Consider the following 17817-nt stretch of genomic DNA (forward strand, 5'->3'; position numbering starts at 1 on the left):
AAGCGTGAGCGCAAGGCTGCAAACCCGCTAAACGGGTCACGAAAACAGGCAATGAAAAAGGGCGGGGAGTGTGACTCCCCGCCCTTGTTGTCTCTGCTGCTGTAGCGGATTAGCGCGCCAGCAGGATACGCAGCATGCGGCGCAGCGGCTCGGCGGCGCCCCACAGCAGCTGGTCACCCACGGTAAAAGCGGCCAGATACTCCGGGCCCATATTGAGCTTGCGCAGACGACCAACTGGAATGCTGAGGGTACCGGTGACGGCCGCCGGAGTCAGCTCGCGGGCGGTGATGTCGCGATCGTTGGGGATCACTTTCACCCAGTCGTTGTGGGCAGCCAGCAGCGCTTCGATCTCCGCCAGCGGCACATCCTTTTTCAGCTTGATGGTGAACGCCTGGCTGTGGCAGCGCAGGGCGCCGATCCGCACGCACAGACCATCCACCGGAATGACGGCATTCTCGATACCCAAAATCTTGTTGGTCTCGGCCTGACCCTTCCACTCTTCGCGGCTCTGGCCGTTGTCGAGCTTGGTGTCGATCCAGGGGATAAGGCCACCGGCCAGCGGCACGCCGAAGTTGTCGACCGGCAGGGTGCCGGAGCGGGTCTTCTCGGTGATCTTGCGCTCGATGTCGAGGATGGCGGAGGCGGGATCCGCCAGCTCGACCGCCACTTCGTCGCGCAGCATCCCCATCTGGGTGACCAGCTCGCGCATATGACGGGCACCGCCACCGGAGGCGGCCTGATAGGTGGCTACGCTTACCCACTCCACCAGATCGGCCTTGAACAGGCCGCCGAGGGCCAGCAGCATCAGGCTGACGGTGCAGTTGCCGCCGACGAAGGTCTTGATGCCATCGTTCAGGGCCTGCTCGATGACGTCGCCGTTGACCGGATCCAGAATGATGACGGCATCTTTCTCCATCCGCAGGGAGGAGGCGGCGTCAATCCAGTAACCCAGCCAGCCGGCGGCTTTCAGGCGCGGATAAACATCCTTGGTGTAGTCGCCGCCTTGGGCTGTGATGATGATATCCTGCTTGGCCAGCGCCTCGATATCGAAGGCGTCCTGCAGAGTACCGGCATCGACGCCGAAGTTGGGCGCGGCCTCACCGGCCTGGGAGGTGGTGAAGAATGTGGGTTGAATATGGGCGAAATCCTGCTCTTCCTGCATCCGGCTCATCAGAACCGATCCCACCATGCCACGCCAACCGACCAAACCTACTTTTTTCATATTGTCCTACCCTGGATTGCTGCTAAAGAAACTCGTGGTGACACCCGTAACCCCTTGTCTGGCGGCGCCTGTTTACAAGCGGTTTACAGGCCATTTAAAAAATATGCGCTGCGAAAAATGCGTCTATCCACATTACGGATTGTGGCGGCTTGCGCAAGTCGAATTGCGCAATATTCTGTGCCGTTTGCTGCATTAACCGGCAGCCAGAGCACCGCTCAGGTAGGCGGGGAGGGAGAAGGTCAACATCAGACGAAAAGGCCACCGTTTATGGCGGTGGCCTGTCAATAAAGCGGTTGAGAACGTCCTCTGCTGGGCGTAGTTGGCGAGTGAAACAGCCCGACAGCTTAGGTGCTTAGCCGTAACGAGCCAGAGTGAGCCCCTCATCACTGATGGCGGGCTCGCTGCCGCTGATGAGATCGCACAGAAGCTGACCCGAACCGGCCGCCATGGTCCAGCCCAGGGTGCCGTGGCCGGTATTGAGCCAGAGACCGGGAATGGGGCTTGGCCCCACCAGCGGGGTACCGTCCGGTGTCATGGGGCGCAGACCGGTCCAGAATTCAGCTTTGCTGATATCGCCCCCTTCGGGGAAGAGATCGCCCACCACCATCGCCAATGTGTCGTGGCGTCTGGGATTAAGGGCGAGGTTGTAGCCCGACAGCTCCGCCATGCCGCCGACCCGGATCCGCTCGTCAAAACGGGTGATGGCCACCTTGTAGGTCTCGTCGAGCACGGTGCTGCGCGGTGCGGCCTCGGCGTTGATCATCGGCAGGGTGAGGGAGTAGCCCTTGACCGGATAGACCGGCAGCTCCAGCCCGAGCGGGCGCAGCAGCGGCCGTAGAAAACCGGTGGCATAACTGCCGAGCGCGCAGACGATGGCATCGGCGCGATAGCGCTGCTCGCCCGCCCGCACCGCCACGGCGCGGCCGCGTGCTTGCTCAATCTCGTCGATATCGCAGTTGAAGACAAACTTGACCCCGAGCTTCTCGGCTTCAAGGGCAAGGGCCTTGGTGAAGCGGAAGCAGTCGCCGGTCTCGTCGCCGGGCAGACGCAAGCCGCCGACGATTTTTCCGCGCACCCGTGCCAGCGCAGGCTCTGCCGCTTCGCAGCCGCTGGCATCGAGCGACTGGTAGGGGACGCCATACTCCTCCAGCACCTCGATATCGCGCTGACTGGCATCGAGCTGGGATTGGCTGCGAAACAGCTGCAGGGTGCCGAGCTGGCGCCCTTCGTAATCGATGTTCAGCTCATCACGCAGCAGCTTCATGCAGTCGCGGCTGTATTCGGCCAGACGCACCATGCGCCCCTTGTTGGTGGCATAGGCGGTCGGGGTGCAGTTGGCGAGCATTCTGAGCATCCAGCGTAGCTGGAAGGGGTCGGCAGTGGGGCGCACAGTGAAGGGGGCATGCTTTTGCAGCATCCACTTGGCGGCCTTGAGGGGAATGCCGGGGGCCGCCCAGGGGGCCGCATAACCCGGGGATATCTGCCCGGCGTTGGCATGGCTGGTTTCAAGGGCGACGCCACCTTGTCGCTCCAGCAGGGTCACCTTGTGACCCGCTTTGGCCAGATACCAGGCGCTGGTTACCCCTATCACGCCGCCACCGAGAACCACTATCTCCATATCGTCTTTCCTTGACTGATCTCCTGATGTGGCCACCACCATAATCAGCCGCCACAGGATATTCAACCGCTCTGCGCAGGATTGGGATCTCCGTCTGCTTGCCTGTCACAAGCTGGTGTTTGGTGCGATGGTGAGCCTGATTGCCAGCGTAAATCGCTGCGCTGTTGTCAGTGTGAATGTGCCAGGGGACATGGCCCGCTTACAACTGCTCCAGCTTGATCAGGTAGTGCTCCGCAGTGGCCAGAATGGCCTGCTGCTGCGCTGCGGCTTGGCCATCCCAGTTGGCATAGGGGAGGGCGAGGCGGGGATTGCCGCCAAGTTTGTCCCGATTGCGCCAGAGAAAGTGCCAGTAGAGGCTGTTGAAGGGGCAGCTCCCATCGCCGTGGCGGGCTTTCACCTGATAGTGGCACCCCTTGCAGTAGTGGCCCATCCGCTCGAGATAGGCGCCGCTACTGGAGTAGGGCTTGCTGCCCATCAGGCCGCCATCGGCAAACTGGCTCATGCCGCGGGTGTTGGGCAGCTCCACCCACTCGATGGCATCCACATAGATACCGAGATACCACTGATCCACCTCGTCAGGATCGATCCCCGCCAGCAGGGCAAAGTTACCGGTCACCATCAGCCGCTGGATATGGTGGGCGTAACCGTGCTCAAGAGACTGGCGAATGGCGTGACGCACGCAGGCCATCCTGGTTTCGCCGCTCCAGAAGAAACCGGGCAGCGGCCGGTTGGCCTCGAGAAAATTGGTCTGCTTGTAGTCGGGCATCTTTTCCCAGTAGAGGGCGCGGACAAACTCGCGCCAGCCGAGGATCTGGCGGATAAACCCCTCCACCTGCGCCAACGTGATGGTGCCCTGATTGGCCTGCCAGTGGGCTTCGGCGGCCCGGATCACCTCAAGCGGATGAAGCATCTTGCTGTTGAGGGAAAACGACAGGCGGCTGTGAAACAGGCTCCAGCCCCGCTCGCTCAGGGCATCCTGATAGCGGCCAAAGTGGGGCAGGCAGTGGGCCAGAAAATGGGCCAGCAGCTCGCGACTCTGGCGTCTTGTGATAGGCCACGGCAGCTTGCTGACATCCGCCTTACCGATGGTGCTGACCCCGTGGCGGGTCAGCATGGCGTCAATTTCGCTCACCTCGTTGGCAAAGGTGAGGGGCGCCGGGATGGGCTGGCTCGCCGGCAGCTTGGCGCGATTCTCGTCATCAAAATTCCAGCGCCCGCCAAGGGGTTGGCCGCACTCATCGAGCAGCACTTGGTATTGCTTTCGCAGGGCGCGGTAGAAGAACTCCATCCGGCTATGGGGATAGCGCTGCCAGCCATCGCGGGGAGTGAGAAAATGTTCGCTCTCCACCTCGGTAGCAGGGATGGCAAGGCCCGTCGCCCAGCTTTTCAACTGGCTGGCGAGGCGCCACTCATCCGGGCTCTGCCAGGCGAAGCTGTCGGCCTGATGTGCTTCGAGCTGAGCCTCCAGCAAGCCGGGCAAGTCGGGCCAGCGGGCACTCTCATCAAGAGTCAGGTAACAGACTCGGTGGCCCGCCTTGCCAAGGGCCGCCGCGAAGGCGCGCATGGCGGCAAAGAAGGCCAGCACCTTCTGACGGTGGTGGCGGCAGTAGTCGGTCTCTTGGCGCAGCTCCGCCATCAGGTAGCAGACCGCTGGATCTGGCGTGCGAAACCAGCTGTGAGCGGCGTTCAGCTGATCGCCGAGAATCAGGCGCAGCTCCATCACACTGGCTCCCCGTTATGTTGGCAGCTGCAGTGACGAGCGTGGCGACAGCGCTCGCTGCAGTAGCGAACTGCCTCCCAACTGCGCGCCCACTTGCGCCGCCAGCTGAAGGGGCGTTGGCAGACGGGGCAGATCTTCTCGGGCAGATGGGGTTTGCGATGCATGAGATGGCTTCCGGCCTTGGCTGATGGGGGATGTGGCGTGTGGGTAGGGAGAATAACGAACCGGGGGCGTGGACGGATCAACCTCACTGCCAGTTTGCCGCGCAGATGTGCACTTTGTGAGCGGGCGCACAGCCCGTCGGTGCACTCCTTGTTTGCAAATTAACCAGCCGTTAACGTGGCGAGGCTGCCCGTTGGCAGCATCCATCAACGGATCTTGTTGGCCATCGACTGTCTACAACCGATATGGAGGGGAGTGATGCCAATCATGACAGCTACGCCCCGGGCAGCTTGCCTGCTCGCCCACTGGTATACCCGGGATCCCATTCTCACCTTCGACTTTCCTCACCGCTGATTGGCGGCACCCGCCGTTTGAATTTGTCAGCCGGACGACCCTGATCGCCCCGGTTTCTTTGCCAATTCCAATTTCAAACACACTGGCCTTGCGCCGGTGAGGAGTCTTATATGCGTCGTATACCCGAGCCGTTTCGTATCAAGATGGTCGAGCCCATCAAACAGACCACTGGCGCCGAGCGCCGCGCCGCCCTCGAGGCCGCTGGCTGGAACCCCTTTCTGCTGTTGGCCGAGGATGTCTATATCGATCTGCTGACCGACAGTGGCACAGGTGCCATGTCCGACCGTCAGTGGGCCGGCATCATGATGGGGGATGAGGCCTATGCGGGCAGCCGCAACTTCGTCGAGCTGGAGCGCACGGTGCGCGACATTTTTGGTTACCAGCATGTGATGCCCACCCACCAGGGGCGCGGGGCCGAGCAAATCCTCTTCCCCGAGCTGGTCAAGCGCTGCAAGGGCAAGGCACCTGTCTTTATCTCCAACTATCACTTCGACACCACCAAGGCCCATGTGGAGTTGGCTGGCGCGCGGGCCATCAACCTGCTCACCCCGAAAGCGCTCGACACCACGGCCCCTTATGCCTGGAAGGGGGATTTTGATCTCCCTCGCCTGAGCGACACCATCGAGACCCTGGGGGCCGACAACGTGGCCGGCATCATCATCACGGTGACCTGCAACAGCGCTGGTGGCCAGCCGGTCTCCATGGCCAATATGGAGGCGGTCTCCGAGCTGGCCCGTCGCCACCATATTCCGGTGGTGATCGATGCCGCCCGCTTTGCCGAGAACGCCTGGTTTATCAAGGAGCGGGATCCGGCTTATGCGAAGTGCAGCATCAAGGAGATAGTGCGCCAGATGTTTGCGCTGGGGGACATCTTCACCATGTCGGCCAAGAAGGACGGGCTGGTCAATATCGGCGGGCTCTGCTGCTTTAAAGAGGATCTCGATCTGTTCCGCGCCGTGCAGGTGCGCTGTGTGGCGATGGAGGGGTTTGTCACCTATGGCGGCCTTGCCGGGCGGGACATGGCGGCGCTCGCCATCGGCCTGCGCGAGGGGATGGATGAGGAGTATCTCACCTATCGCATCAGTCAGGTGGCTTATCTCGGCGAGCGGCTGGCCGAGGCGGGTATCCCGATCCAGACCCCCACCGGCGGCCATGCGGTGTTTGTGGATGCCAAAAAGCTGCTGCCCCATATTCCGGCCGAGCAGTTCCCGGCCCATGCGCTCGCTTGCGAGCTCTATCTGGAAGGGGGTGTGCGCGGGGTGGAGATTGGCTCCCTGCTGCTCGGGCGCGATCCCGCCACCGGCAAGCAGGAGGCGGCGGACTTCGAGTTGTTGCGGCTCACCATTCCGCGGAGGGTCTATACCCGGGATCACATGGACTATGTGGCCGACTGTCTGATCGCGGTGAAAGCGCGGGCCAGCGACATTCGCGGGCTCACCTTTGACTACGAGCCGCCGCTGCTGCGCCATTTCACCGCACGGCTGAAACCGGTCTGATCAGCAACCGGTCAGACGGGGTGATCAACCGCGCCAAACCGTGAGAATCACTGGCCGCTCCCGGTTAAACGGCACAGTAAAAAAGCCCCCGCACCAAGGTGCGGGGGCTTTCGTTTATCGAAGCGAAGCGGGGGTCAGACCGCCTGATACTCCAGCTCGACCGAGCCCAGCGCCTTAAGAGTGGACTGGGCGGAGTCACGCTGGCTGATCTGGCCGTTTTTATTCTCCAGCAGCACGGCGCGGCGGATGGTGGCGAGATCTTCGCCGTTAAGCACCGCATGGGCGCAGGCCATCTGCATCGGCGGCAGGCTGGGGTTGAAGGCGGCATTCTCGGCGTAGCGGCCAGAGAAGATGCGGCCATCGGCAAACTGCAACGCCACCGCGGCATAGCCCTGGCTATAGGGGGCATAGCTTTGACGGGCGGCGGCCAGCGCGGCTTGCCACAGCGGGTCTTCGCTTTGAAGCTCAAGCTCTGCGTGATCCTGCGGGCTCATCAGCGCATCCGTGATGTCGAGATCCGCCGGGCCAAACGAGTGGGGCAGGAAGGATTGCAGGGCACTCAGGTCATCGGGCAGAGAGACTTTCAGGATCTTGGCGGTGCTCAGCTCGTTCATGAACTGACGGCAGTGGCCGCAGGGGGTGTAGTTGACGGTGATTTCAGAGATCCCGGTCTCGCCGCCCAGCCAGGCGTTGGAGATGGCGGACTGCTCGGCGTGGACCGAGTGGAACAGACCTTGCCCCGCAAACTCCATGTTGGCACCGAAGTACCAGGTGCCGCTCAGGCCGCAGGCGATGGCACCGACGTAAAACTTGGAGATGGGTGCCACCGAGCAGGCAGCAGCCAGCGGCAACAGGGCGAGGCGCAGGGCGCGATCATCGAGACCTGTGGCGGCTTTCAGGGTGGCGACTTGCTCCGGCGTGAAGCGGGCGTTGAAGTCGGCACTATCCAGCATGGGCTGCACGGCTGCTTTGAGCGGGGCAGAGAGGGTATCGAATGGCTTGGCAAAACGGGGATGCATAGTGTGTCCTCAAAGGCCAATTGGGCGGCCATTGTAGGGAGCAAGCTCGGGTAAATGTGTGAGCAGGCTCACGCCCTGATGGGCAAACGGAGGGGGATGGTAATGGAAACGTTTGTCTTGTGCAAATTGTGCGGCAGGTCGCACCCCGACAGCGCTGCAGAGCCGTCGGGGTGGTTAATCATCGGTCAGGTGAGCCAGTGATAGATGGCAAAAAGGAGGGGCGCGACGGCAGCGGTGAGGATACCGCATACCACCATGGCGAGCGATGCAAAGGCGCCCTGGGTGATCCCCTTCTCGGCGGAGGTGGCGGTGCCGATGGCGTGGGCACAGGCCCCCATGGCGAGCCCTTGTGCTTCCGGGTCGGTCACTTTCAGCAGTTTGAGCAGCGGGTAGCCGATCAGGGCACCGATAATCCCCACCACCACCACCACGGCGGCCGCAATGGCGGGAATGCCGCCGATGGACTGGCTGACGCTCATGGCTAGCGGGGTGGTGATCGATTTGGTCGCCAATGAGGCGAGCAGCGCCGGATCTGTGCCCATAAAATGACCGATCAGCAGGGTTGTGCACACCGAGATCAAGACGGAGGCGAGGGTACAGATTAGGATGGGCTTGAGCTTGGCCTGGATCTGGCGCGCCTGTTGATAGAGCGGCAGCGCCAGCGCCACCACGGCGGGCTCCAGCAGCATGGTAATGGGGCTGCTGCCGCGTTCGTACTGCTCAAGGGGCAGGTTGAACCAGAGTAGCAGGCCGATGATCACCCCGGTCGGCACCAGCACTGGGTTGATGATGGGCCAGGGCAGACGGCGATAGAGGGTGCGGGTGGCGAAATAGAGCGCCAGGGTCAGGGGAATGGCTAGCCAGAAGATCATTTGTTCATCCTCTGGTAGAGCCGACCGACGGTGGCGAGGATCAGCACGATCCCGAGCACGATGCAGAGCATGATGACGCCGAAGGATTGGCGCAGGGGCTCAAGCCAGGCAACCAGTCCGACCGCAACCGGCACGAACAAAACGCCCATGTGGCGCAGCAGCAAGCCTGCCCCCAGCTCGACCCAGTGCAGCTTTATAAGCTGAAGGGAGAGCAGGACGAACAGCAGCAGCATGCCGATGATGCTGCCGGGAAAGGCAAATGGCAGGATGGCCGCCACGGATTTGCCTGCCAGCAGGCAGGCGACGATGACCATAAAGTCACGAAAGTACAGCAAGGCGCGTTGCGCGATCACGTGAACCTCATCGACTGGGAAGAAAAATCGCAGTTTACCAGAGAGGCCGGGTCGCGGCATTAAAACAATAACAACTGAAATCAGTTCATTTGAAGCTGATTTGATTGGCATTTTTTGAAAAGTGCCTGATAGAACCCTTTTCGAACTACAAGGAGTAGTGATGACATCCCTCTTGTCCCGACTTCGCCAGCTGGCGAATGATAATGCGTTGCCACCCCATCTGCTGCAAACCCGTCAGTGGGAAGGGCCCCTGTGTCGGGTGCGACTCGACAACACTGGCGCTGATGCCACTCCGGTTGAGCGCTGGGTGCTATTTGACGGCAAGCTTGGCCTGCCGGTGGAGAGCGCCATCTATGGCGAAGGATTCCAGATGCTGGCCCAGACCATGGGTAGCTGGCAATCACCACAACATGTCGGCCGTTGCCCCGATGCCAGCGTCTATCGCATCACCGATGACAATGGCTATCACACCATTCACAACCTGTTGCTGGTGGAGCATGGCAAGGGGTGGCTGCTGCTCGCCTTTGCCAGCTGCCACCGTTTTGGCGGGGAGTTTCGCCTCTATCCCGATGGTCGCTTGCAGATCCTGATGAATTGCGAAGGGCGAAAACTCGCCGCTGGTGAGCACTGGCAGAGCGAGGCGCTGATCTGCCTCGAAGGGGCGGAGCGCGAGGATCTGCTGGCTGAGCTGGCACGGCTGATCGAGGCCGAACATGGCTCTCTGATCGGCAAGGTGAGTGAGCGCCCGAGCGGCTGGTGCTCCTGGTATCACTACTACGCCGAGGTGAGCGCTGCCGATATTCGCGAGAATCTGCAGGTGCGTGCCGAGCGCTTCCCGGCCCTGCGTTACGTGCAGATCGACGACGGCTATCAGGCTAAAATGGGCGATTGGCTCACTCCATCGGCCAAGTTCGAGCAGGGCGTTGCGGCACTGGCTGCGGAGATCAAACAGGCTGGCTGCGAGCCCGCCCTCTGGGTCGCGCCCTTTATTGCCGAACCCGGTTCACAGGTGTTTCAGGAGCACCCCGACTGGTTTGTGAAGGGGGATGACGGCCTGCCGCTCCCCTCCGAGCGGGTCACCTATGGCGGTTGGCGTTGTACTCCCTGGTATGTGCTGGACGGCACCCACCCCGAGGTGCAGGCGCACCTTGAGCAGGTGTTCCGAACCCTGCGCGAGCAGTGGGGCATCCACTACTTCAAGCTAGATGCCAATTTCTGGGGCGCCATCCACGGTGGTCGTTTCCACGATCCGGCCGCCACCCGGGTTGAAGCCTATCGACGCGGTATGGCGGCCATCCTGCGTGGTGCTGGTGAAGGGGCTTTCCTGCTCGGTTGCAACGCCCCCATCTGGCCAAGCCTTGGTCTGGTTCACGGCATGCGGGTGAGCGATGACGTGGAGCGCAATGGCCACCGCTATCGCCAGATCGCCCGCGAGGCCTTCTGCCGCGCTTGGCAGAACGACAAACTCTGGGCCCTCGACCCCGACTGCATTTGCCTGCGGGATCTGCCAAGCCAGCAGGCAAGCAAGACGGATTACAGCTTCCATCTGGCAGCGCTGGTGGCAAGCGGTGGCATGATGCTGGCTGGTGATCGACTGCAAGATCTCGATGAGGAGCTGGCGGCGCAATTGCTCAAGCTGCTGGCGCTTTGCGCTGCCCGGGCGCCCTCTGCCCGTTTCGAGTCGATGGACTTTGCCTGTGGCGAAGTAAGCCTGCCCGAGGGCGGCACTCTGCTCTGCCTCTTCAACTGGGAGGGGCAACCACAGGAGTTTCTGCTGCCGGAAGGGGGAACCGATTTTTGGCATGGGCAGGCAGTCGGTACGGCTGTGACCCTGCAAGGGGGCGAAGGGCGGGTGATCCACTACACCTGATCACAGCGTCACCATAAACAATTCAGGCTCCATCACGGAGCCTGAATTGTTTCAATCAGCGGTTATCAGCCACGTTTTTCAGTAACGCCACTCAAAACCGACGGCGTATTTGGCGGAGCCATAGCCCGGGATATCACTGCCGGAGGCGATCGCCTTGAGGGTCAGCAACGGGGTGATGGGCACCCCCAGACCAAAACCGATGGCCAGTTGATCATTGGGGTTCCCCATCAGATCGACCCGCATCACCCGATAGAGGGACATATCCTCGCTCAGGTGCATATAGGCTTGCGAAGCTCGGTTATAGACCTGACCAAACACCTCCAGCTGGAAACCTGATTGGGCGCTGATGGCCAGCGGTACCCCGACAAACTTGTAGAGATGGGAGCCGTTGAAGTAGCTGTTGGTGATCAGGGGTGTGAAATCAGTCTGCTGATAAAGGGTGTTGAAGTTCTGTTCTACGATGCGATAGGTCTGCTCGGGCAGGCGAGCAAGATAGTCCGGCACATCGAACCGGTATGCGGCGTTGGCTGCCAGCGGCAGCAGTGCCAGTAATCCGAGCAGTGCGTGGTGACGAGGCATCAGCAAATGGCTTCCGTTCGGCCAAAGAGATCTCTTGCTTGGGAGACATCCGCTCAGGATGTTGCAAGATATTGGTTTTTGGGGAAATCCCCTTCGTCATTATGACCTGAAGAAGGGGATGGACGGGAAGGATTTATTGTGAAACTACTCACAACTCATAAATCTTCCAGATAGTGGTAGAGACTCTTAAGAATCGCAAAGTTCCGTTCGTTACTCTGGTTCTGCTCTGCCAGCGCCTCGAGACGGGGCACGTAGTCCGGCAGACGGAGGCTGAAGTAGTCGCTGCAGTGCAGGCGCCAGCGTTTCTGCTCCGCTTCGCTCAAGGTGTGCGGCCAGTTGCGGGCGCGGTAGCGGAACAGCATCTCCGGCAGCCGGGCGTCGGTAAAGGCGAACTCCCGCTCACCCAGCAGGTCCGCGGGGGTGGCACGCACCAGATCCATGGTGGACTTGTCGCCATGGCCAAAGAATCCGGCGTAGAGCTGGGTATCGGGGTCGCTCTCATTGCTGCCGGCGAACTCCTGATTGAACACTTCCACCAGTTTTTCCCGCACCTCGGGGTGGGCGCGCAGCAGATCCAGGCTCTTGCGGCACTGCTCCCGATTGATGCCGAGCTCGTCGGCGCGCTCCGCCGTCAGGGTGGCGGCCGGTGCCAGCACCGGGCACTTGTTGATGTGCACAAGTTTCACCGGAATGCTTGCCAGATCCCCCAGCTCCTCTTTCTTGGTGTAGAGGCGCTCGCGGATCTCCTCGCTGGAGAGTTCAATGAGCGGGGTGGGGTCACGGGTCAGATCCACCATGATCACCGCGTTCTGGTTGGTGGGGTGCCAGGCGAGTGGCGAGACCCAGCTTGCACAACCCTGCCAGGGGGAGAACATGCCGGAGACGTGCACCAGCGGCTTCATGGTCACCACGTCAATCAGCGCCTTCACTTTATTCTTGTTGCGAAGGTCAAAGAGATAACCAAACAGCTTGGGTTGGGCCTTTTTCACCAGCTTGGCCATCTCGATGGTGGCCAGTACGTCCGAGAGTGCGTCGTGGGCATTGGCGTGAGTCACGCCGTTGGCGACCGTCAGCTTTTCAAGTCTGAAACTCGGTTTCCCCTCATCGTCAAACGCCCACTCGATCCCCTCTGGTCGCAGGGCATAGCAGGCCCGCAGCATGTCGAGAATATCCCACCGAGAGTTGCCATTCTGCCAGCTGTAGGTATAGGGGTCATAGAAGTTGCGATAGAGGGTGTAGCGGGTCACTTCATCATCGAAGCGGATGCTGTTGTAGCCAAGCACACAGGTATTCGGCGTGGCGAATTGCTCGTGGATCTGGCGAATGAAATCCGCCTCGCACAGCCCATCCTTCATCGCTTTTTGTGGCGTGATACCGGTAATCAGGCACGCCTCCGGATCTGGCAGGTAATCAGCCGGCGGCTTGCAGTAGATGACCAGCGGTTCGCCAATGAGGTTGAAATCTGCATCAGTACGGATACCGGCAAACTGCGATGGCCTGTCCTTGGCGGGGCTGATGCCGAAGGTCTCGTAGTCGTGGAAGTAGTAAGTGGGCTGGGTGGTCTGCTTCGCTGATGTGCTCATGTGTTCTTGTGTGTTCGCGCTTCTGATTGATTTTTCAGGGTTTAGTGCCGTTCTGGTGAGGTGAAAATTCCGAAGACACTTTCATCGTTCACCCAAACCTGACGTTGTTCAATGGCCTGCTGGTACATTATCTGGTACAAAATACCCCATGAGAGTGGTACAAAATTTTAATGGGGTAGCAATGGCGTTATCAGATAGCTGGCTTCGAGGGCTGAATGGTAAACCATATGCTGGCCCGAGCGAAGTGAGCGACGGTGATGGGTTGAGTGTCCGGGTCTCACCGAAGGGGTAGTTGCGTTCCAAGTTCGGCATGTGGTCGACGGGAAGCGGGTTCGGACCTCTCTTGGTCGGTACCCGATTCTGACCTTGCGAGAGGCCCGGATAAAGGCCGATAAGCTCAAAAGCGGTGTTGCGCGGATCAGTGCCTCGGGCGACGAGCCTACGCCTGCAGCCTTGTTTGATGAGTGGTTCGAGAAGTACGTGATGCGGGAGTGCCGAGAAGGCACCCAGAAATACTATCTCTATACCTTCTCGTCAGTGAAGAACCGCTTGCCTGACCGGCCAATCAACCAGATCACCATGGACATGTGGTTGAGCTATTTCGATACCATAAGTGAGCGGGCACCAGGGGTAACCCGGGCTGTGATCACGGCATTGAAGGCGTGCTTCAACTGGCAGGCTCGCCGCGGCACGATCTACATGCCCAACATGATGAGTCTGCGGGCCAGGGATGTTGGCGCTCCCGCTAAGACCGGTCACCGGGTGTTGACGGTGCCAGAGGTTGCGAAGATCTGGCGGGCCATCGAGGCCAGTCGGACTGGCACCGGCAACAAGGTGATTCATCTGCTCTGCCTGGTCTATGGGTGCAGGCTTTCCGAGGCCAGAACGCTCAGGCGTCAGGACCTCGATTACGAGTCTATGGTCTGGACCGTGCCGGCGGAGATCAGCAAGACCGGCAGGCCTATCCGCCGCCCCATCACATCGGTGGGCAAGCAATTGTTCGAACGAGCCGCCATGGCGTCGGTGGACCCGGTCTATCTGTTCCCCGGTCAGGGGGAGGGGAATGGTCCGCTAGAGATCCACTCATGTAATCGGTTGGTGAGCCGCTTGCGCAGCAGCCTGGGGATCCCCCATTGGCGGATTCATGATGCTCGTCGAACGCTGTCGACCAGGCTATCGGAATTGGGGGTGTCGCCCCATATCACCGAAGTGATGCTGGGGCACACCCTGACTGGCGTGATGGCTGTTTACAACAAACATGACTGGCTTGAGGATCAAGCGGCTGCCTATGAGCGCTGGTGGACAGTGATCCAGCGGGAGCTAGGCGTTGCCACTGATCCGGTTGTGGCTGTCAATCCAGGCCATGATGTGTGACTTTATCCAGCGCAGTGGCTGGTGGTCGATGGGTTTGGGAAAGGTGGTATCCCTCATGCGCAAGTGTGTACAGATCTAGTTATCACCTGACACCGGCCTCAAGCCGGTGTCTTGTTTACGCTACTTTAGAGCGCACTTCCTTCGGTATCAATTTCAGACCCTTCTTGAACATGCTGTAGGGCGTCAGTCCCTCCATCATCCTGCCCTGATGCGGCCGCTGGGTGTTGTAGTGCGCCAGGTAGCTACCCAGGTCTGTCTGCATCTGCTCTATCGACTCATACCAGGTCGTCCTCCCCTTGATACGGAAGTGTTCATCCAGCAGTGTGCGATGCAGCCGTTCGATAAAGCCGTTGCTCTGCGGCCTGCGTACCTTGGTTGTCCGGTGCTCAATCCCCTCCAGTTGCAGGAACAGCTCGTAGGGATGATGGTCTGGGCGCCCACAGAACTCGCGCCCGTTATCCGACAGAATGGTATAGACCCGTGCCTCGTGGGCCTCGGAAAACGGCAGTACCGTTTCATTGAGCACATAGACCGAGGTCACCGGCAGCTTGCTGATGTAGAGCCGTCCCCAGGCGTGGCGGCTGTAGCAGTCCAGCACGGTTTGCTGATACACCTGCCAACCCCTTGGATCGCGCCGACGAAGAAGGTGTCGACAGCCACCAGTTCTCCGGTGTAGTGGACCTCAATCTGACGTTCTCGAAACTCTGGGCTGAGACGCTCGAACAGGCGAATTTACTCGTCATTGAGCTCAATGGTCAGCTCCCGGTGTGTTTTCTCAAGGCGCAGCAAGCGGTCGTGTTTGGAGAGCAAGTCGTGCCGTTGCCACACGCCACGCACACCGCCCGCACTGACGTTGATGCCTTGCAGAGCCAGTTCTTGTGCGACCCGCTGCGGGCCATGAGTTAGTCTGGTGAGGGAGTAATCGAGGATGGCCTGTTCAATCTCGGGCGCAACCCGGTTGGGATGAGCCCCTTTACAGCCGGGCAATTTGTCGAGCAATCCCTCGGCGCCATAGGTCTGGTAATTACGGCGAATTTCGTAGAACTGCTGACGGCTGTAGCCGATGAGCTTGCAGGCTTTGCTGACATTATTGAGCTCTTTGGCAAGCTCTAGCAGGCTGAGTTTACGACGTGCTACTTTCTCGTTGGTGGTAATATGGTGACTCAAGATAACACGGTAGGGGTACCGTTTTGTTATCCGGTTTGAAGCCGTATGACCACTCCCTTTTGTGGGCAACTGTCAGGTGAATACCATTTCCATACAGCATAACCTCTCGCCTGTTTTTCATATCTGAAACCTCTTCAGCCATCCGAAGCACCGCGCGACTGCATTTAGCTGCAATAACGAGCTTTGTTTAACACCAGTGTGCGGAACCTTATGGTGTCGCGACTGCTCGCACATGCTGTGCGATGACCGCTTTTATCCTTCTACGCCGGTTGGGTGTATCCCGGCAATCCCATCGAGCAGCAGGTCTTGTTCGCGTGAAAGAGGCCCGGTTGAGCGGTAGTAGGGATACAAGGGCTCTATAAGCCTCTTTGCACTGCTTTTTGAAAAACCGTGATGAGGTAAACCATGGGATTAATGACTAGATTTATCAGTAGCAAGGAGTAAAACGACACCCTTGCATAATCACAAAAAAGCATGGGACAGGGATCATGAACAGAGCGCAGGAAGCCGGTTCGTGCTCGCTTCAGGTGGATCTCAGACAGGTCGTTTATGCCTTGTCTGCGTCACTGGATCTGGTAGGAATTGGCGATGTGGCCCATGGTAAACGGGTCGGGATCATGGCGGCCGAGTGTGGTCGGGTATTGGGGCTGGATACAGCTGAATGTTGTTTGTTGTTTGAGCTCGGCGTGCTGCACGATATTGGTGTCTCCTCGACCATCACCCATCACCATCTGGTTAGTGAGTTCGATTGGGAGTCCTCCCAGCGTCACTGCGAGGTAGGATATCAGCTGCTCAAGGATTTCCGCTTGCTGGCCCCGTTGGCACTGCCTATCCGTTATCATCATACCCACTGGCATCTCTTGCGCGAGATGGCCGATGTGGACCCCCGGGTTGCTCGTCAGGCCAACCTTATCTTTCTGGTGGATCGTTGCGATGCGCTGGCTGCCCCATTCTATGGCGATGGCTCATTGTTAATGCATACACACGAGATCCGTGCACGCCTGCAGGATTGCCGTGACGAGTTCTTTGCCACCGATCTGTTGGATGGTTTTCTCCAAGCCTCCCGCTCGGAGGCGTTCTGGTTGCAACTGGAGGCGCGAGCCATCAATGATTACATGCACGAGATGCTGAGGCAGCGGGAGTCCTGCATCACCGATAATGGTGAGCTAAAAGCGTTGGCCAGGATCTTCTCGGGTATCGTTGATGCCAAAAGTCCATTCACTATGACACACTCCCTCGGAGTGAGCCGTCTTTCGCGTGCCCTGGCTGAGCGGCTGGGGGTTAGTAGTGTCCATTGTGACATGCTCGAAATTGCAGGGCTGTTGCATGATCTCGGCAAGTTGAGGGTTCCTGATGAAATATTGGACAAACCTGCCGGCTTGACGCCGGAGGAGCGGGCAATCATCAATACCCACAGTTTCGAAACCTACCAGATCCTGCGTCATATCGAAGGGTTTGAGGAGATAGCCTGCTGGGCGGCCTATCACCATGAGGAGCCTGACGGGGAGGGCTATCCGTTCCATCTGCCGGCATCCGCCATGGCGCTCGAAGCGCGCATCCTGCGGGTAGCCGATATTTTCCAGGCCATGGTGCAGGACAGACCTTATCGACGTGGGCTGCCTGCTCGTGATGCTCTGGCCTTTATGCAACAACTGGCGGCTCAGGGTCGGGTAGATCCTGTCGTGGTGGCGACGTTAGCGGATCATCTGCCACAGATGATGGCTGCGGCCATGCCGGCCAATGAAAACAGATATGCAATCGGTTGATGGGGGAGGAGAGGCTGACCCATCCGGCAGTGAGCCAGCTATGCTTGGAGCAAGCCGTGCGTGGTGCCGGTACTGACGCGCAAGACGCCAGCCTGATTGGACTATGGATAGGGGAATTGATATGGAATCGCTAAAAGCCAGGGATTATATGCAGAGCAGACCTATTACCTTCACTGCAGACATGATGGTGCAGGCTGCGGTCGAGAAATTTCTGAACAGTCATCAGCTCGGTGGCCCGGTGGTGGATGGGCAGGGCCATCTGATTGGCTGGATCTCCGAGCAGGATTGCATCGCAGTGCTGCTTAAAGAGGCCTATCACTGCGAACAGGTGGCGCAGGTCAAGGATGTGATGCGCAAGGAGGTGTTGTCGGTGGGACCCGATACCAGCATTTTGAGTCTGGCGGAGATGATGATGGGGCAAAAGCCGAAGATCTATCCGGTAGTGGAGGAGGGACGCCTGCTCGGTGTCATCAATCGCCACAACGTCATGCAGGCCATTCACGCCCAGCTCACCACCTGTTTTGTCCATCATTCCCACGGTTAACCCTGTTTTTCTCTCTCCCAAGGCAAGCTTCGGCTTGCCTTGGCTATTTAATATGCTGCCATTTATTCATGTTATGCCATCTTACAATGGTTGTTTTGTCATGTTTGAGGAGCGGCCA

General features: G+C 59.5%; 14 protein-coding genes and 2 pseudogenes. 5 read left to right on the top strand and 11 right to left on the bottom strand.

What is annotated here, in order from left to right:
* Positions 1-109: 109 nt before the first annotated feature.
* From asd to G5380_RS01745, 4 genes are all read right to left on the bottom strand, one after another.
* Positions 110-1222 carry an aspartate-semialdehyde dehydrogenase gene (asd, locus tag G5380_RS01730; RefSeq protein ID WP_236367308.1) on the bottom strand — a complete coding sequence of 371 codons (1113 nt, stop codon included), beginning with the start codon at positions 1220-1222 and terminating at the stop codon, positions 110-112.
* Between the two features lie 352 nt (positions 1223-1574).
* Complete coding sequence (locus G5380_RS01735) at positions 1575-2882, bottom strand: D-amino acid dehydrogenase (RefSeq protein WP_324255549.1); 1308 nt, start codon at positions 2880-2882, stop codon at positions 1575-1577.
* A 157-nt stretch (positions 2883-3039) separates the two neighbouring features.
* Complete coding sequence (locus tag G5380_RS01740; RefSeq protein WP_421208459.1) at positions 3040-4560, bottom strand: cryptochrome/photolyase family protein; 1521 nt, start codon at positions 4558-4560, stop codon at positions 3040-3042.
* Positions 4560-4724: a DUF2256 domain-containing protein gene (locus G5380_RS01745; RefSeq protein WP_111899978.1), complete on the bottom strand. Its 165-nt coding sequence runs from the start codon at positions 4722-4724 to the stop codon at positions 4560-4562. The genes G5380_RS01740 and G5380_RS01745 overlap by 1 nt, the downstream gene beginning before the upstream one ends.
* Before the next feature lie 462 nt (positions 4725-5186).
* Here G5380_RS01745 and G5380_RS01750 point away from each other — a divergent pair, with 462 nt between their 5' ends.
* Positions 5187-6572 (top strand): tryptophanase, encoded by a 1386-nt coding sequence (locus G5380_RS01750; protein WP_421352278.1) that lies wholly within the window; start codon positions 5187-5189, stop codon positions 6570-6572.
* Between the two features lie 134 nt (positions 6573-6706).
* On the opposite strand, the gene cdd is transcribed toward G5380_RS01750, so the two are convergent.
* From cdd to G5380_RS01765, 3 genes are all read right to left on the bottom strand, one after another.
* Positions 6707-7591, bottom strand: a complete 885-nt coding sequence (gene cdd / locus G5380_RS01755; RefSeq protein ID WP_005333283.1) for a cytidine deaminase — start codon at positions 7589-7591, stop codon at positions 6707-6709.
* Positions 7592-7776: 185 nt separating this feature from the next.
* The gene (locus G5380_RS01760) at positions 7777-8463 is read right to left on the bottom strand and encodes an LrgB family protein (RefSeq protein ID WP_421208462.1); all 687 of its coding nucleotides are present in this window, start codon (positions 8461-8463) and stop codon (positions 7777-7779) included.
* On the bottom strand, positions 8460-8816 hold the full coding sequence (locus tag G5380_RS01765; RefSeq protein WP_005333279.1) for a CidA/LrgA family protein: 357 nt from the start codon (positions 8814-8816) through the stop codon (positions 8460-8462). The genes G5380_RS01760 and G5380_RS01765 overlap by 4 nt, the downstream gene beginning before the upstream one ends.
* 160 nt (positions 8817-8976) lie before the next feature.
* Between G5380_RS01765 and G5380_RS01770 the strand changes: the two genes are divergently transcribed.
* Positions 8977-10686, top strand: coding sequence for a glycoside hydrolase family 36 protein (locus G5380_RS01770; RefSeq protein ID WP_421352279.1), 1710 nt, complete (start codon positions 8977-8979; stop codon positions 10684-10686).
* A 78-nt stretch (positions 10687-10764) separates the two neighbouring features.
* Here the strand turns inward: G5380_RS01770 and G5380_RS01775 are convergent, their stop codons facing one another.
* Positions 10765-11265: a hypothetical protein gene (locus G5380_RS01775; RefSeq protein WP_005360277.1), complete on the bottom strand. Its 501-nt coding sequence runs from the start codon at positions 11263-11265 to the stop codon at positions 10765-10767.
* Between the two features lie 155 nt (positions 11266-11420).
* Positions 11421-12848: an exodeoxyribonuclease I gene (sbcB, locus tag G5380_RS01780; RefSeq protein WP_421352280.1), complete on the bottom strand. Its 1428-nt coding sequence runs from the start codon at positions 12846-12848 to the stop codon at positions 11421-11423.
* 312 nt (positions 12849-13160) lie between these two features.
* On the opposite strand from sbcB, the gene G5380_RS01785 reads away from it, so the two are divergent.
* On the top strand, positions 13161-14222 hold the full coding sequence (locus tag G5380_RS01785; RefSeq protein ID WP_421235802.1) for a tyrosine-type recombinase/integrase: 1062 nt from the start codon (positions 13161-13163) through the stop codon (positions 14220-14222).
* 115 nt (positions 14223-14337) lie between these two features.
* Here the strand turns inward: G5380_RS01785 and G5380_RS01790 are convergent.
* Positions 14338-15377, bottom strand: a pseudogene (locus G5380_RS01790) (IS481 family transposase).
* Between the two features lie 135 nt (positions 15378-15512).
* A pseudogene (locus G5380_RS01795) lies at positions 15513-15657 on the bottom strand (IS5/IS1182 family transposase); the annotation flags it as partial.
* Positions 15658-15877: 220 nt separating this feature from the next.
* Here G5380_RS01795 and G5380_RS01800 point away from each other — a divergent pair.
* Complete coding sequence (locus tag G5380_RS01800) at positions 15878-17155, top strand: HD domain-containing phosphohydrolase (RefSeq protein ID WP_421208466.1); 1278 nt, start codon at positions 15878-15880, stop codon at positions 17153-17155.
* 121 nt (positions 17156-17276) lie between these two features.
* Positions 17277-17699 carry a CBS domain-containing protein gene (locus G5380_RS01805; RefSeq protein ID WP_421208468.1) on the top strand — a complete coding sequence of 141 codons (423 nt, stop codon included), beginning with the start codon at positions 17277-17279 and terminating at the stop codon, positions 17697-17699.
* The last annotated feature ends 118 nt before the right edge of the window (positions 17700-17817 follow it).

Origin of the sequence: Aeromonas sp. 604443 (genome assembly GCF_049170315.1) — a bacterium.
In the GTDB taxonomy this organism is placed as follows: Bacteria; Pseudomonadota; Gammaproteobacteria; order Enterobacterales; family Aeromonadaceae; genus Aeromonas; species Aeromonas veronii_A.